Here is a 14,988-nt window from a genome sequence, read left to right as displayed (position 1 = left end):
TTGGACACCACCTCGCAGGCCGCCGTCGGACTGCAACTGATTGAGCCGGGCCAGCGTGTCACCGTCCGCGTCCCCGCCACCACGGCCAACCTTGGTCCCGGCTACGACAGCCTGGGGCTTGCCCTGGCCCTGCACGACACCCTGACCGTGGAAAGCCTGGACACGGACGAACTCGTCTTTGACCTGCGCGGCGAAGGGGCGGAAACCCTTCCCCGGGATGCCAGCCACCTGGTGATCCGGGCCATGGATGCGGCCTTTGAACGGCTGGGATTCCGCCACGGCGGCCTGAAGGTGACTGCCGAAAACGTCAACCCGCACGGCAGGGGACTGGGCTCGTCCGCCTCGGCGGTCGTGGCGGCTGTGTCTGCCGCCAATGCCATGGTTCCAGGGGAAAACCAGCGCGGCCGCGACTGGATCCTGCAGCTCACCAGCGAAATGGAAGGCCACCCGGACAACGTCGCACCCGCGATTTTCGGCGGACTGGCGCTGTCATGGCAGGACAGTGAGCAGTACAGCAGCACCACTGCCACCGTGACCGGTTCGATCATCCCCATCGTGGCGGTACCCGACTTCGAACTGTCCACCGAAGCCGCCCGCGCCCTGCTGCCCGCATCAGTGGGACACCATGCGGCGGCCATGAATTCGGGCCGTGCGGCGCTGCTGATCCATGCATTGACGCAAAAGCCTGAGTTTCTCCTGCCGGGCACCGAGGACTACCTGCACCAGAGCTACCGGGCGGAAGCCATGCGGCCCAGTGCGGCGCTCATCGGCGCCCTCCGTAAAGCAGGCTACGCAGCAGTGGTTTCCGGCGCCGGGCCAACCGTCCTGGTGCTGGCCAACGGCGAAGCGCAGGCCAGTGATGCACTGGCCTTCATTGAGGCCTTTACATCGGAGAACACGCCGGACATTGGCTGGCGCGTTCTGAAGCTCGCAGTGGACGTTGAAGGTGCTAAGGTGGACGTGCACCGGCGGTAATTCCGCCTATCTGATCTGCTCCTGCATTCAGTTGCTGTTTGATCTACCACTGTGAATGTATTCCGGTGCCACCTGCTTGGTCTGTCGCAGGAATCTGCAGCATCCAACTGCCCCTGAAGCGTCAGTCAGGCGTTGCGCCGTGGGCGCAGCGCAAGGTGAATCAGTATCCGGCCCTGCTGGCCGAAATCCAACCGGCAAGGCTGAAATCCGGCTGCAGATCTGAACTGCAGCCCAGATCAAATCATCGCGTCCAGCTCCCAGTCTGGACGCCGTCGAGGGGGAAGGATCCTTCGTGACCGAAACCACTGAGCTGTCGCCAGCTGTGGAACACACAACTTCTGCTGCCGAATCATCGGCCGCACCCGCCAAGAGCAGTGGCCTCGCCGGCCTGAAGCTCGCCCAGCTGCAGGCCCTCGCCAGCCAGCTCGGCATCTCCGGCGGCTCCCGCATGCGCAAGGGGGACCTGGTTTCGGCCATCTCCGCCCACCGCGCAGGGACCCTGACCGTCAAGACTCCTGCGAAGGCAACGGAAAAGGCTCCGGAAAGCAGCGTGGCTCCTGGCGCAGCCGCTCCGGAGGCCGCTGCCGCGGAAGCTCCTGCCGCTGAGGGCACCCGTGCCCGCGGACGCGGCCGCAGCCGCCGCGCTGTCAGTGACGGCGTGGTTGCCCCGGCAACCGAAGCTCCCGTCGTGGAAACCGCTGCCGCACCTGCCGCTGCAGCCGTCGAGGCGCCGTCGGCCGCCCCCGCGGAAACCACCGAGGCAACGGAAGGCGCCCCCGAGCGCCGCCAGCCGCGCACCCGCAACCGCCGCCGCGGCGAAGCCGCTGCCGCCTCCGTCCAGGAAGCCCCGGTGGAAACCCTGGCAGAGCAGCCGGCCGCGGAACAGCGTGCAGGCGAACAGCGGGCAGGTGAACAGCGCACCGAAACCCCCGCAGAAGCAGGGGACGCCGGCCAGCGCACCGAACGCCGTGACGGCGGCCGCACCCGCGGCCGTGACAACACCCGCGATTCCGATGGCGGCCGCGACAATGCCGGCAGCCGCGAAGCCGGCCAGCGCGATGGCGGCCGGGACAACCGCGACAACGACGACGCCGACGGCGGAAGCCGCCGCAACCGCCGTAACCGCCGCGACCGGAATGACCGCAACGACCGTTCCGGCGGCCAGGACCGGGACAACTCGCGCAATGACCGCTTCCGCGACCGCAACGACCGCCGCCGCGGCCGCAACCAGGGCCCGGACGTAGACGACGTCGAGGTCACCGACGACGACGTGCTGCTGCCGGTCGCCGGCATCCTCGACGTCCTGGAGAACTACGCGTTCATCCGCACCTCCGGCTACCTGCCGGGCCCCAACGACGTCTACGTCTCCCTGGCCCAGGTCAAGAAGTACAACCTGCGCAAGGGTGACGCCGTGGTAGGCGCAATCCGTGCACCGCGCGAAGGCGAAGACCGCAGCCAGCAGTCCAACCGCCAGAAGTTCAACGCCCTGGTCCGCGTCACGTCCGTCAACGGCAAGACGCCGGAAGAACTCAAGGACCGCGTCGAATTCGCCAAGCTGGTTCCGCTGTACCCGTCGGAGCGCCTGCGCCTCGAGACCGATCCCAAGAAGATCGGCCCCCGCGTCATCGACCTCGTCGCCCCGATCGGCAAGGGCCAGCGTGGCCTGATCGTCTCCCCGCCCAAGGCCGGCAAGACGCTCATCCTGCAGTCCATCGCCAACGCGATCACCACCAACAACCCTGAGGTCCACCTCATGATGGTGCTGGTTGACGAACGGCCCGAAGAAGTCACGGACATGCAGCGCACCGTCAAGGGTGAAGTCATTGCCTCCACCTTCGACCGTCCCGCAGACGACCACACAACTGTGGCCGAACTGTCCATCGAACGCGCCAAGCGCCTCGTGGAAATGGGCATGGACGTGGTGGTCCTCCTGGACTCCATGACCCGCCTGGGCCGCGCCTACAACCTGGCAGCACCGGCCTCCGGCCGCATCCTGTCCGGTGGTGTGGACTCCGCAGCCCTCTATCCGCCCAAGCGCTTCTTCGGTGCCGCCCGCAACATCGAAAACGGCGGCTCGCTCACCATCCTGGCCACCGCCCTCGTTGAGACCGGCTCCAAGATGGACGAGGTGATCTTCGAAGAGTTCAAGGGCACCGGCAACATGGAACTACGCCTGTCCCGCCAGCTGGCAGACAAGCGCATCTTCCCGGCCGTGGATGTCAACGCATCCGGTACCCGCCGCGAAGAGAACCTGCTCTCGCCCGAAGAAGTCAAGATCATGTGGAAGCTGCGCCGCGTCCTCTCCGGACTCGAGACCCAGCAGAGCCTTGAACTGCTCACCAACAAGATCCGGGAAACCCAGAGCAACGTCGAGTTCCTCATGCAGGTCCAGAAGACGACGCTTGGTGCGAAGTCGGACAACGACAAATAGTTTCACCGAGGGCGGGGCCGACGCATTTTGCCGGCCCCGCCTTTGTCGTTCGGATTTTGCCGCCCCCGCCCCTTCGCTGGGCGGCTTCGATCTTCGATCGTTCGCCGCCCAGCTCCGGCAGGCCCGATGCCACTCCCGGGGCGGCAAAATCCGAACGCCATGCAGTTATCTCACCAAATGCGGGCACGCGTCCGGACGTGCGGTCAGTCTCCGCATGGCAGTCATTAGACTTGTACAAGTCGAAAGAGGTTTATAGATGTTTGAGTCCGTACAGGGCCTGCTTGATGAGCATGACTCCATCCAGGCGCAGCTGGGGGATCCTGCTGTTTATGCTGACCAGCGGCTTGCCCGGAAGCTGGGGCGGCGGTCGGCTCAGCTCAATGGCATTGTTGAGGCCTACCACAAGTGGGAAGGCATCCGGGATGACCTTGCTGCCGCCAAGGAGATGGCTGCCGAGGATCCCGAGTTTGCTGCCGAGGTGCCTGAACTCGAGGCCGCGCTGGAGACTGCTGCCGCCAAGCTGCGGCGCCTGCTGATTCCGCGCGATCCGGACGACGCCCGCAACGTGATCCTCGAGGTCAAGGGCGGCGAAGGTGGCGACGAGGCTGCCCTGTTCGCCGGCGACCTGCTGCGCATGTACACCCGCTACGCTGAGTCCCGCGGCTGGAAGACCGAAATCATCTCCGCCACCGAATCGGACCTGGGCGGCTACAAGGACGTCCAGGTGGCCGTCAAAGGCAACTCGAACGACCCCGCTGAGGGCGTCTACGCCCGGCTTAAATTCGAAGGCGGCGTGCACCGCGTCCAGCGCGTGCCCGTGACCGAGTCCCAGGGACGCATCCACACCTCGGCTGCCGGCGTGCTGGTCCTGCCCGAAGTGGACGAGCCGGAAGAGCTCGAGATCAACCAGAACGACCTCAAGATCGACGTCTACCGGTCCTCGGGCCCGGGTGGCCAGTCCGTGAACACCACGGACTCCGCCGTCCGCATCACGCACCTTCCCACCGGCATTGTGGTGGCCATGCAGAACGAGAAGTCGCAGCTGCAGAACCGTGAGGCCGGCATGCGCGTCCTCCGTGCCCGCATCCTGGCGCACCAGCAGGAGCAGATCGACGCCGCCAACTCGGAACAGCGCAAGTCGCAGATCCGCACCATGGACCGCTCCGAGCGCATCCGCACGTACAACTACCCGGAAAACCGGATCGCCGACCACCGCACCGGCTACAAGGCCTACAACCTGGACCAGGTCATGAACGGTGACCTGGAACCGGTCATCCAGTCGGCGATCGAAATGGACGAGCAGGCGCGGCTGGACGCCATCGGCGACTGATCGGAAGCTGTCACCCATGACCGAGCCCACCTCCACGGTGCCTGCCCAGACCCAGACACTGGCTGCAGCTGTCCGTGAGGCTGCCGCACTGCTGGCTGAGGCCGGGGTCCCCAGCCCCCGCGCCGACGCGGAGCTCCTGGCGGACCACCTCCTGAACGTCGGGCTGGGACGCCTGCGCTCCCTGATGCTTGGCGACACTCCCGCACCGCCGGGGTATGCCGAGCTGGTGGCCGAACGTGCGCGCCGGATCCCGCTGCAGCACATCACCGGAGTGGCATATTTCCGCTACCTGGAGCTGGCGGTGGGGCCGGGGGTCTTCATTCCGCGTCCGGAGACCGAATCGGTGGTCCAGCTGGCCATCGACCATGTCCGTGGCATGGACAGTCCCCGCATTGTGGACCTTGGGACGGGGTCCGGCGCCATCGCCGGTTCGCTCGCCTCCGAGCTTCCCGGAGCCGAGGTACACGCTGTCGAATTCAGCCCGTTCGCGCACGCCTGGGCGGCGAAAAACCTGGCGCCCCTGGGCGTCAACCTTGTCCTGGGGGACCTGCGGGACGCCTTCATGGAGCTCAACGGAAGCGTCGACGTCGTGGTTTCCAACCCTCCGTACATCCCCGCCGAAGCCATCCCCAACGAACCCGAAGTAGCCCTGCACGATCCGCCGGAGGCTTTGTACGGCGGGGGAGCGGACGGCATGGAACTTCCGACGGCGGCAGCGGCCTCCGCTGCCCGGCTGCTGCGGCGGGGGGGCTACTTCGTCATGGAACACGCAGAAGTCCAGGCCGGCTGGATTGCCGCCATGCTCGCAAAGACCGGAACCTGGACAGCCATCACAACGCACCTGGACCTCAACGGCAAGGAGCGCGCCACCAGCGCCGTGCTCGTGGAGGACTCCGCACGGAATGAAAGAATGGGCCAGTGACCACAACTTATGACTGCACCATCGACGACGAGCGGGCCCGGGGGCTGGAACACGCCCAGCGCGCCATCAGTGAAAAGAAATGCGTCGTGCTCCCCACGGACACCGTCTACGGGATCGGCGCGGACGCGTTCTCGCCGCAGGCCGTCACCATGCTGCTGGTATCCAAGGGACGCAGCCGCACCATGCCGCCGCCCGTCCTGATTCCGCGGATCAACGCCCTGGACGGCCTGGCCACTGAGGTCTCGGCCGACGCACGGAAACTGGCCGAGGCCTTCTGGCCCGGAGGCCTGACGCTGATCCTGCACGCACAGCCGTCCCTGGACTGGGACCTGGGCGAAACCAAGGGGACCGTGGCCCTGCGGATGCCTGCCGACGAAGTGGCCCTGGAACTGCTGACCTTGACCGGCCCGCTTGCCGTGTCCTCGGCAAACCGCACCGGCCACGCACCGGCCCAGACTGCTGCTGCCGCCCGGGAACAGCTTGCTGATTCCGTCGAGGTATACCTGGAGGGCGGCCAGCGCCCCGTAGAGGGCGAGGCCGGCGTGCCGTCCACCATTGTGGACGCCACCGGCCCCATCCTGCGCGTGGTGCGCAACGGGGCAGTGAGCCTGGACCAGCTCCGCGGGCACGTCCCCGGCGTCCTGGGCCTGGGAGAGATCCCCATGGCAGAAGAGGAAGCCGCAGCTGAGCAGCTTGGCGGTGAGCAGATTGGCGCTGAACAAATCGGCGCTGGGCAAACCGGCGCCGGGCAGCCGGGCACAGGCGGGTCAAGCGCAGCCGGCGTACAGGACGACGGCGGGGCCGCACCTGAGGCGTCCGGGTCGTCCGCAGTGACCGGCCCGGCCGCGGAATCCGCCACGCCGGCCGGGAACCAGCAGCCTTGATGGCGCTGGACCGCCAGCAGATCCCTGTCCTGGACGTCCACGCCACGCCGCTGCGCGTCCCCGAACTGGTGGCGGAACTGAGCAGCTTCGTGGCGGATGGCTCCACCCGTACCGTCCTGGGCCACAACCTGCACAGCGTGACGCTGGCTTTGTCCGACGACGGATTCCGGCGCCTCTATGAGGACAGCGACGTCGTGCTCCTGGACGGGGCACCCGTGCTGTGGCTGTGGGGGAGGACCGGCAACGCCGAAGGCCCCGTCATGGATTACCGGCTGGGTTCAACGGACTGGCTGCCGGCGCTGGACCAGGTGCGCGGCCTTGACCGGATTGCCGTGATCGGTGCCGGTGCGGAAGCGAACGCCGGGGCAGTCAGCAGGCTGAAGGACATCGTTCCGGGCGCCCGCGTCTCAGGCTTTCCCGGTGAAGGATGGGGTCCTGAGCTGGAAGAGGCAGCCGTTGCCTGGCTGCACCGTGAACAGCCGCAGCTTGTCCTGCTTGGGCTGGGCATGCCGCTCCAGGAGGAAGTGCTGCAGCGGCGGCTGGCTGAGATGCCGCCTGCCGTGTACTGCGCCGTGGGCGGCGCCATCGAGCAGTTGGCGGGCGTCCAGAAGCTGGCCCCCCGGTGGCTGGGCAGGATGGGCCTGGAGTGGGCCTGGCGCCTGCTCCTGCATCCCCGCCGCGTGGCCTACCGCGTGCTGGGGGAGCCCTGGGTCCTGCTGTGGCTCCTGGCCGCCCGGAGGCTCGGAAAACCGGGGCTGGCCAAATAGCCGGGGCCGTACGCAGCGGAGCGCGGCAAACGGCGGCAGGGCCCGCCTAGAACTTCTGGTCCTCCAACGGAGCAAAGCCCTTGCCCCGCAGGCCGGTGGTGAACGAACGTGCCCACACCAGGAAGCCCGGAAGGTCGCGGCGCTGCAGGAAGTAGCCCAGGTACCCGCCGACGTCGGCCACGAACGAGCGCACCCGGAAGTAGCGGCGGATCAGGTAGCCCCGGTTCCGGTAATAGTAGAAGCGCTTGAAGGCGGAGTCCGGGACGATCACATGCCAGCGGGCGCCGTAGACGTGCTGCGTTTCCCCGAACGCGTGCGGGTGCGTAATGGCCGTGGTGGTGACGGTGCCAAAGCGGATCCCGGCCTTGCGCAGCCGGATGGTGAAATCAACCTCATCGCCCCGGATGAACAGGCGCATGTCCGGCAGGCCCACCTTGAAGAACACGTCGGAGCGGATCAGCGCACCGTTGAAGAAATGGCCATCGTCCGGCAGGAAGCCACGTTTCTCCACCTCGGCCCTGTCGTGCGTGACCTTGCCGTCCAGCCGGAAAAAGAAGGACAACCGGTCGGGATGGCCGGGCGCCGTGACCAAAGGGACCACCGCCTCCAGGTCGCGTGCCTCAGCCTCACGAAGCAGCGTGGCGAGGCACTCCGGATCTGCCGGCTCGGCGTCGTCGTCCATCATCCAGATCCAGCGGGCCCCGCTGGCGACGGCCTTCAGCGCGGCAAGCGCAAATCCGCCGGCGCCGCCCAGGTTCGCTTCGGAGCGCACATAGTCCACGTTGGGGTGCGTCGTAGCCACATCCGCGGCCGGGGTGGTGCCGCTGTCCACCAGGCAAATCGTGTCCACGTGCCGGCTCTGGGCGTTGATCGAATCCAGCAGGACGGACAGTTCCTTGGGCCGGTCGAAAGTCACGGCGGCAACCGCAATGCGGGGGGTCATGGGGGTCCTTTCAGCATGGCTGCAAGGGAGTTCCCCGCCTGTTGTGCGCCCGTGTGGCGCGGAGCCATGGTGCCGGTGGCACTAGTATCTTTGACTAGAGTCCACTGTAATACAGCCCTGTAAGGCGCTGCGCGCATGTCTGAGCGCACCGCCTGCTGCGCGCTCGGCGACGGAGAAGTTTCATTTATCGAAGAACAGATTCCCGGCCCGTGAGCCCACACACCCCCAACCGGCTGCCACCGCAGGCGAGCGGTTTTGGCGCCACCATCCTTGAAGCGGTTGCCGTCCCATGATCATGTACCTGCTTATGGGGCTCACCGCCGCCATCGTCTCCTACGCGGCCACCTGGGGCGCCCGCGTCGTGGGGCACCGGCTTGAGCTGCACCTGCCCATCCGCAGCCGGGACATGCATTCCACGCCGGTGTCCAGGCTGGGCGGGGTGGCAATCTTCCTGGGCGTCATGGTGGCGCTGGTCGTTGCCAGCCAGTCCTTCTTCGTCAAGGACATTTACCGCAACAACTTTTCACCGTGGGGTGTCCTGGCAGGAGCAGCTGTCATCGTCCTGGTGGGCGTGGCGGACGACCTGCTGGACATTCGCTGGTGGGTGAAGCTGATCGGCCAGAGCGCGGCCGGACTGACCGTGGCCATCTGGGGTGTGCAGATGACCATCGTCCCCTGGGTACCTGAACCCATCTACCTCCACGACGGAACACTGCGGATAGTGCTGACGGCCGGACTGATCGTCACCACCATGAACGCCTTCAACTTCATTGACGGACTGGACGGCCTCGCCGCGGGAGTGGCCATCATCGGCGGCACGGCGTTCTTCATTACCGCCTACTGGGTCCACCGCAACGCGGTACTGCTGGACTATTCGGACCTGGCAACCCTCATAACCGCGGTCCTCGTGGGCGGGTGCCTTGGGTTCCTCCCGCACAACTTCTTTCCCTCGAAGATCTTCATGGGCGACTCCGGCGCCATGCTGATCGGGCTCCTCATGGCCTCGGCCGGCGTCGTGTCCACGGGGCAGATCACCTCGGGCCTCTACGACCGCGCCAACGGTATCTCCACCATCATTCCCATCCTGCTTCCCTTCGCCGTCCTCTTCCTGCCGCTGCTGGACCTCGGGCTGGCGGTCGTCCGGCGGACGGCCCGCGGGCGTTCGCCCTGGTCGGCGGACCGCGGACACCTGCATCACAAATTGCTGGACATCGGCTATTCGCACCGTACCGCTGTGGTCCTGATGTACCTGTGGACCGCCGTGCTCTCCTTCGGTGGCCTGGCGTTCGCTGTCTTCCCCTGGCACATCGTGCTCGCCGTGGACATCTTCGCCACGCTGGTCATGGGACTGGTGACAGCGTGGCCGTACCTGTCCCGCGGCAACGGGGAAACTGCGGCGTAACGGCAGTTCTGAATTATTTCTATCTCGTGTAGAATTTAGGGGCAGCCCAAGCTGCCACTCCACCCCCTGCCTCCTGGCGATCCGCCATGTGGTGACGACGATTGGGATCTCATGACCTCCAACGCCGAGTCCGGACCTGCCTCCGGCAATGGACCCGTTGGTACGTCTGGTCCCACCCGTTCGCTCTGGCTGAACCTGCTCAAGCGCAGCTCTATTGCTGCGGCTGCCGGACTTGTGCTGTGCGCTATCCCGGCCGCCGTCCTCAACGGGGCAACCGGGGCGCTCTCCAGCGTCCTGGGCGGCCTGCTGGTGATGCTGTTCTTCGGCATCAGCCTGCTGGTGGGCCACTTCGTGGGACGAAGCAACCCATCGGGTGCAATCGGAATGTTCGTCGCCACCTACTTCATCAAAGTGGTTGGCTTTGCCGTTGTCCTGTTCGTCATCGGTGCTCCTGAATGGCTCCACGGCCGCTGGTTCATCATCGGCGCCATCGTCGCCGTCATCCTGTGGCAGGCCGCGGAGATCCATGGCTTCAGCAGGGCGCGACTCCAGATCTACAACGATCCAGAAGACAAGGGAGCATCCAATGCGTGATCGGAAAAAAACCGCAGGCGCCGCACACGGCAAACGCGGATCAACCGACTCCACGCAGGGTCCTGCCGACGTGTCCACCGATGGCGGCTACAACGCTGGAATGGCTGTATTCAGCTACATCATTGGCGGAATCATCGTCTGGAGTTTGATAGGGTGGGGACTGGATTATCTGTGGGGAACGCGCTGGATTGTGCTCGCAGGCGCTCTGCTTGGAGCCGTCGGAGGTTTCTACCTTTCCCACATGCACGGCCTCACCAGTTCCCGAAAAATTGCTGATGGGCGCCATGCTCCCAGCGCACCGTCCCAGGACGGAAAAGATAATGCCAAATAATTTCACAGGGGGAACAGCAGGCTGTCAGGCTGCCGGACCCCGCCCAACGCCCAATGATGGACACTGCAGAGAGGAAACGCGTTGATCGCGCTTGCGCTCCCGGCCCAAGATTCAGGAGAGTTCACTCCTCCTGGTATTAACGAAATGCATTTGCCGGCAATCCTGCCGTGGGGTGCCGCAGAAGGATTCTCCAAGCAGATGCTGCTGGTCCTCCTCTCTGTCGTCTTTATCGCCGTCTTCTTCGTGCTCGCCGCACGCAAGCAGCAGCTGGTACCCGGCAAGCTCCAGTTCGCCGGCGAAGCCGCTTACGGCTTCGTCCGCAACGGCATTGCCAAGGACATCATCGGCGGCAGGGACTTCATCAAGTACGTCCCCCTGCTGTTCAGCCTGTTCTTCTTCATCCTGGTCAACAACATCTACGGCGCCATCCCGGTGTTCCAGCTCCCCACGTTCTCGCACGTGGGTGGAGCGTATGTGCTGGCCGGCCTGGTGTACGTCACCTGGATCGCCATCGGCGTCAAGAAGAACGGCCTGCGCTACTTCAAGCTTGCAACGGTCCCCTCGGGCGTGCCGTGGTACATCCTGCCGATCGTCATACCGATCGAAATCATCTCCAACTTCGTTGTCCGGCCCGTCACGCACAGCCTCCGTCTGTTCGCGACCATGCTCGCCGGCCACCTGATCGTGATGATCGCCGGTTCCGGCATCGAGTACCTCATCATGCAGGAGAACGTGCTGCTGAAGGGAACCTCGATCCTGGTTCTCGCCGGTGCCATCGCCATGTACATGCTTGAAGCCCTGATCATGGTCCTGCAGGCCTATGTCTTTACGCTGCTGACCGCGATCTACATCGAAGGCGCACTGCACGCCGACAGCCACTAGGCACGCCGGCCGGGGCAACACGCACCGGCGGCACACCACAGTCTTCCCCTAGCGGGGATGAAGCAACCCAAACAACCTGCCACATAAGTGGCATCTTGAAAGGAAAAAAAATGGAAGGCTCCATCAACGGCTCCCTCAACCTCATCGGCTATGGCCTCTCGGCTATCGGCGGTGGTATCGGTGTGGGTCTCGTGTTCGCTGCCTACATCAACGGCGTTGCACGCCAGCCGGAAGCCCAGCGCGTCCTGCAGCCGATCGCATTCCTTGGCCTGGCCCTGACCGAAGCACTCGCCATCCTGGGCCTGGTCTTCGCCTTCGTTCTCAAGTAAACCCTTCAGAACTTAGCGAACATTCAGAACCGAGTAGATAAGGACGGGTGAAATATGCATCAGCTGATCATCTCAGCCGCCGCTGAAGGCGACGTCAACCCCCTTGTTCCCAATGGCTGGGAAATGCTGGTTGTCTTCGTGGGCTTTGCCATCCTCTTCTTCATCGTGGTCAAGTTTGTTGTCCCGATGTTCGAGAAGACCTTTGCAGAGCGTGCCGAGGCCATCGAAGGCGGTATCGCCAAGGCTGAAAAGGCCCAGGCTGAGGCGTCTGCTGCACTCGAAGAGTACAAGCAGCAGCTGACCGACGCCCGCACCGAAGCCAACCGCATCCGTGAGGAAGCCCGCGCCGAAGGTGCCCAGATCCTCGCGGATCTCAAGGAGAAGGCGGCAGCAGAGTCTGCCCGCATCACCGCACAGGCCCACGTACAGATCGAATCCGAGCGCCAGGCGGCCGTTGTGTCCCTGCGCTCTGAGGTAGGCACCCTGGCCACCACCCTTGCCGGCCGCATCGTGGGCGAGTCCCTCGACGACGACGCACGCGCAGCACGGGTAGTGGACCGTTTCCTGGCAGATCTGGAGTCCCAGAACGCAGGTGCAGCTAAGTAATGGCAGGCGTATCGAGCGAATCGCTGGCAACAGCCCTTGCCGGTTTGGAAGCGAAGCTTCCCACGGCGTCGCTGCAGCTGGCAAAGGAACTCTTCGGAATCCTGGGAATGGTGGACAGCTCGGCTGGCTTGCGCCGTGCCCTGACTGACCCCTCCCGCAGCGGTGACGAAAAGTCGGCGCTGGTGCGGCAGCTGGTTGGCGGAAAAGTCTCCGCTGATGCTGCTGAGATCGCGTCAGGACTGGCCAGCTCACGCTGGGCATCGGCGCGTGACATCGGCGATGCACTCGAGACTCTTGCCGCAACGGTGGTCATTTCCGTTGCTGAAAACAAGTCGGCCGTTTCTGCCTCCGGAATCACTGGCCTGGAAGAGCTGGAAAATGATCTGTTTTCCTTCAACCAGGCTGTTGCCTCCAGCCACGAGGTACAACGTGCTCTGTCCGAACCGCAGGCATCGGGCGCAGCTAAGGCTGGCCTTGCCGAGAAGCTGGTACCCGGCGTCAGTGAGGAAGCCAAAGTCCTCATCACGCAGGCTGTCAGCGAGCCACGCGGGATCAAGCCCACCCGGCTTGTGGAACGGTTCGCCGAACTGGCGGCCAAGCGGCAGCAGCGCTGGATTGCAACGGTCAGCGTAACCCGGCCCTTGTCGCAGACGCAGATGGAACGCCTCCAGGCGGGCCTGAATGCGCTGTACGGGCGGGAACTGAAGGTCAACATCAACGTTGACCCCTCGCTTATTGGCGGAATCCGCGTCCAGGTGGGTGACGAAGTGCTTGACGCTTCGGTTCTCTCCCGGCTGGGCGAACTGCAACGCCAGCTGGCCGGCTAGCCGGACAAGCACAACCAAACTGATAGAAAACCCGGTCACCGTTTGCGGTGATCACAAACAGGAGAGCAGGGACTGCAGATGGCCGAATTGACCATCAACGCCGACGACGTCCGTAATGCGTTGAACGAGTTCGCGGCGTCCTACGAACCCGGAAACGCAGAGCGCGTAGAGGTTGGCCGTGTAACGACCGCAGGTGACGGCATCGCCCGTGTTGAGGGCCTTCCCTCGGTCATGGCGAACGAGCTTCTTCGCTTCGAAGACGGCACGCTGGGCCTGGCCCAGAACCTTGACGTCCGCGAGATCGGTGTCATTATCCTCGGTGACTTCCAGGGCATCGAGGAAGGCCAGGAAGTGCACCGCACCGGGCAGGTTTTGTCCGTTCCGGTTGGCGACGCCTTCCTCGGCCGCGTGGTTGACCCCTTGGGCCAGCCCATGGACGACCTGGGCGAGATCAAGGCTGAGACCACCCGTGCCCTGGAACTCCAGGCGCCCGGCGTGACCCAGCGCAAGTCGGTCCACGAACCGATGCAGACCGGCCTGAAGGCCATCGACGCGATGATCCCGATCGGCCGCGGCCAGCGCCAGCTGATCATCGGCGACCGCCAGACCGGCAAGTCCGCCATCGCGATCGACACCATCATCAACCAGAAGGCCAACTGGGCTTCGGGAGATGTCACCAAGCAGGTCCGCTGCATCTACGTCGCCATTGGCCAGAAGGCGTCCACCATCGCCGCCATCCGCCAGACCCTCGAGGACAACGGCGCGCTTGAGTACACCACCATTGTGGCCTCTCCCGCGTCCGACCCCGCAGGTTTCAAGTACCTGGCACCGTACGCGGGCTCGGCCATTGGCCAGCACTGGATGTACGGCGGCAAGCACGTCCTGATCGTGTTTGATGACCTGTCCAAGCAGGCCGAGGCATACCGCGCCGTGTCGCTGCTCCTCCGCCGCCCGCCGGGACGCGAAGCTTACCCGGGCGACGTGTTCTACCTGCACTCCCGCCTGCTGGAGCGTTGTGCAAAGCTCTCCGACGAGCTCGGTGCCGGCTCCATGACGGGCCTGCCGCTGATCGAGACCAAGGCGAACGACGTGTCCGCCTACATCCCGACCAACGTCATCTCCATCACCGACGGCCAGATCTTCCTGCAGTCGGACCTCTTCAACGCCAACCAGCGCCCCGCTGTTGACGTGGGTGTCTCGGTGTCCCGCGTTGGCGGTGCCGCCCAGGTGAAGTCCATGAAGAAGGTCTCCGGTACCTTGAAGCTGGACCTTGCCCAGTACCGCGACATGCAGGCGTTCGCGATGTTCGCATCCGACTTGGACGCAGCGTCCCGCCAGCAGCTGACCCGCGGTGCACGCCTGATGGAACTGCTCAAGCAGGGCCAGTACTCGCCGTTCCCGGTCGAGGACCAGGTTGTCTCCATCTGGGCCGGCACCAATGGCTACCTGGATGACGTTCCCGTCGAGGACATCAGCCGCTTTGAGGCCGAGTTCCTGGAGCACCTGCGCCACAAGTCCTCGATCCTGACCACGCTGGCCCAGACCAACGTGCTGGACGATGACACCGTTGCCGCTCTGAAGTCCTCGATTGTGGACTTCAAGAAGGGCTTCTTCGGCGAGGGTGACAACCACCTGGTAGGCGCCGGCCACGAGGAGCATGACGCTATCTCCGAGGGCGAAGTCGACCAGGAAAAGATCGTCAAGCAGAAGCGCTAGTTCCGCATTGCCGGGTGTGCCGGGCCCCAGGGTCCGGCACACCCGGCTA

15 protein-coding genes are annotated in these 14,988 nt (G+C 64.9%); 14 read left to right on the top strand and 1 reads right to left on the bottom strand.

Features of this window, described 5'->3' with window-relative positions; translation table 11 throughout:
- From thrB to LDO22_RS06155, 6 genes are all read left to right on the top strand, one after another.
- Positions 1-975 carry a homoserine kinase gene (gene thrB, locus LDO22_RS06180; RefSeq protein WP_224026470.1) on the top strand — a complete coding sequence of 325 codons (975 nt, stop codon included), beginning with the start codon at positions 1-3 and terminating at the stop codon, positions 973-975.
- Positions 976-1,267: 292 nt separating this feature from the next.
- Positions 1,268-3,406 (top strand): transcription termination factor Rho, encoded by a 2,139-nt coding sequence (rho, locus tag LDO22_RS06175; RefSeq protein ID WP_224026469.1) that lies wholly within the window; start codon positions 1,268-1,270, stop codon positions 3,404-3,406.
- Between the two features lie 256 nt (positions 3,407-3,662).
- Positions 3,663-4,736 carry a peptide chain release factor 1 gene (prfA, locus tag LDO22_RS06170; RefSeq protein WP_159631638.1) on the top strand — a complete coding sequence of 358 codons (1,074 nt, stop codon included), beginning with the start codon at positions 3,663-3,665 and terminating at the stop codon, positions 4,734-4,736.
- A gap of 16 nt (positions 4,737-4,752) precedes the next feature.
- Positions 4,753-5,658 carry a peptide chain release factor N(5)-glutamine methyltransferase gene (gene prmC, locus LDO22_RS06165; RefSeq protein ID WP_224026468.1) on the top strand — a complete coding sequence of 302 codons (906 nt, stop codon included), beginning with the start codon at positions 4,753-4,755 and terminating at the stop codon, positions 5,656-5,658.
- On the top strand, positions 5,655-6,542 hold the full coding sequence (locus LDO22_RS06160) for an L-threonylcarbamoyladenylate synthase (protein WP_224026467.1): 888 nt from the start codon (positions 5,655-5,657) through the stop codon (positions 6,540-6,542). Before prmC ends, LDO22_RS06160 begins: the two co-directional genes overlap by 4 nt.
- The gene (locus LDO22_RS06155) at positions 6,542-7,309 is read left to right on the top strand and encodes a WecB/TagA/CpsF family glycosyltransferase (protein ID WP_224026466.1); all 768 of its coding nucleotides are present in this window, start codon (positions 6,542-6,544) and stop codon (positions 7,307-7,309) included. The genes LDO22_RS06160 and LDO22_RS06155 overlap by 1 nt, the downstream gene beginning before the upstream one ends.
- Positions 7,310-7,355: 46 nt before the next feature.
- Here the strand turns inward: LDO22_RS06155 and LDO22_RS06150 are convergent, their stop codons facing one another.
- Positions 7,356-8,252 carry a glycosyltransferase gene (locus tag LDO22_RS06150; protein WP_224026465.1) on the bottom strand — a complete coding sequence of 299 codons (897 nt, stop codon included), beginning with the start codon at positions 8,250-8,252 and terminating at the stop codon, positions 7,356-7,358.
- A 289-nt stretch (positions 8,253-8,541) separates the two neighbouring features.
- Here LDO22_RS06150 and LDO22_RS06145 point away from each other — a divergent pair, with 289 nt between their 5' ends.
- From LDO22_RS06145 to atpA, 8 genes are all read left to right on the top strand, one after another.
- Positions 8,542-9,654, top strand: a complete 1,113-nt coding sequence (locus LDO22_RS06145) for an MraY family glycosyltransferase (protein ID WP_159631643.1) — start codon at positions 8,542-8,544, stop codon at positions 9,652-9,654.
- Positions 9,655-9,765: 111 nt separating this feature from the next.
- Entirely contained in the window at positions 9,766-10,248 is a 483-nt protein-coding gene (locus tag LDO22_RS06140) for a hypothetical protein (protein WP_159631644.1), read from the top strand.
- Complete coding sequence (locus tag LDO22_RS06135) at positions 10,241-10,579, top strand: AtpZ/AtpI family protein (protein WP_224026464.1); 339 nt, start codon at positions 10,241-10,243, stop codon at positions 10,577-10,579. The genes LDO22_RS06140 and LDO22_RS06135 overlap by 8 nt, the downstream gene beginning before the upstream one ends.
- Positions 10,580-10,660: 81 nt before the next feature.
- Positions 10,661-11,461: a F0F1 ATP synthase subunit A gene (gene atpB, locus LDO22_RS06130; protein WP_159631646.1), complete on the top strand. Its 801-nt coding sequence runs from the start codon at positions 10,661-10,663 to the stop codon at positions 11,459-11,461.
- Positions 11,462-11,571: 110 nt separating this feature from the next.
- A complete protein-coding gene (atpE, locus tag LDO22_RS06125; RefSeq protein ID WP_003804776.1) occupies positions 11,572-11,790 on the top strand; it encodes an ATP synthase F0 subunit C in 219 nt (72 codons plus the stop codon).
- 54 nt (positions 11,791-11,844) lie between these two features.
- Complete coding sequence (locus LDO22_RS06120) at positions 11,845-12,396, top strand: F0F1 ATP synthase subunit B (RefSeq protein WP_159631647.1); 552 nt, start codon at positions 11,845-11,847, stop codon at positions 12,394-12,396.
- A complete protein-coding gene (locus LDO22_RS06115; protein ID WP_159631648.1) occupies positions 12,396-13,223 on the top strand; it encodes a F0F1 ATP synthase subunit delta in 828 nt (275 codons plus the stop codon). The genes LDO22_RS06120 and LDO22_RS06115 overlap by 1 nt, the downstream gene beginning before the upstream one ends.
- Before the next feature lie 78 nt (positions 13,224-13,301).
- A complete protein-coding gene (gene atpA, locus LDO22_RS06110) occupies positions 13,302-14,939 on the top strand; it encodes a F0F1 ATP synthase subunit alpha (protein ID WP_141160059.1) in 1,638 nt (545 codons plus the stop codon).
- Positions 14,940-14,988: the final 49 nt, after the last annotated feature.

This window comes from Arthrobacter sp. NicSoilC5, assembly GCF_019977395.1.
In the GTDB taxonomy this organism is placed as follows: Bacteria; Actinomycetota; Actinomycetes; order Actinomycetales; family Micrococcaceae; genus Arthrobacter.
This window is presented reverse-complemented; position numbering and strand designations above follow the sequence as displayed.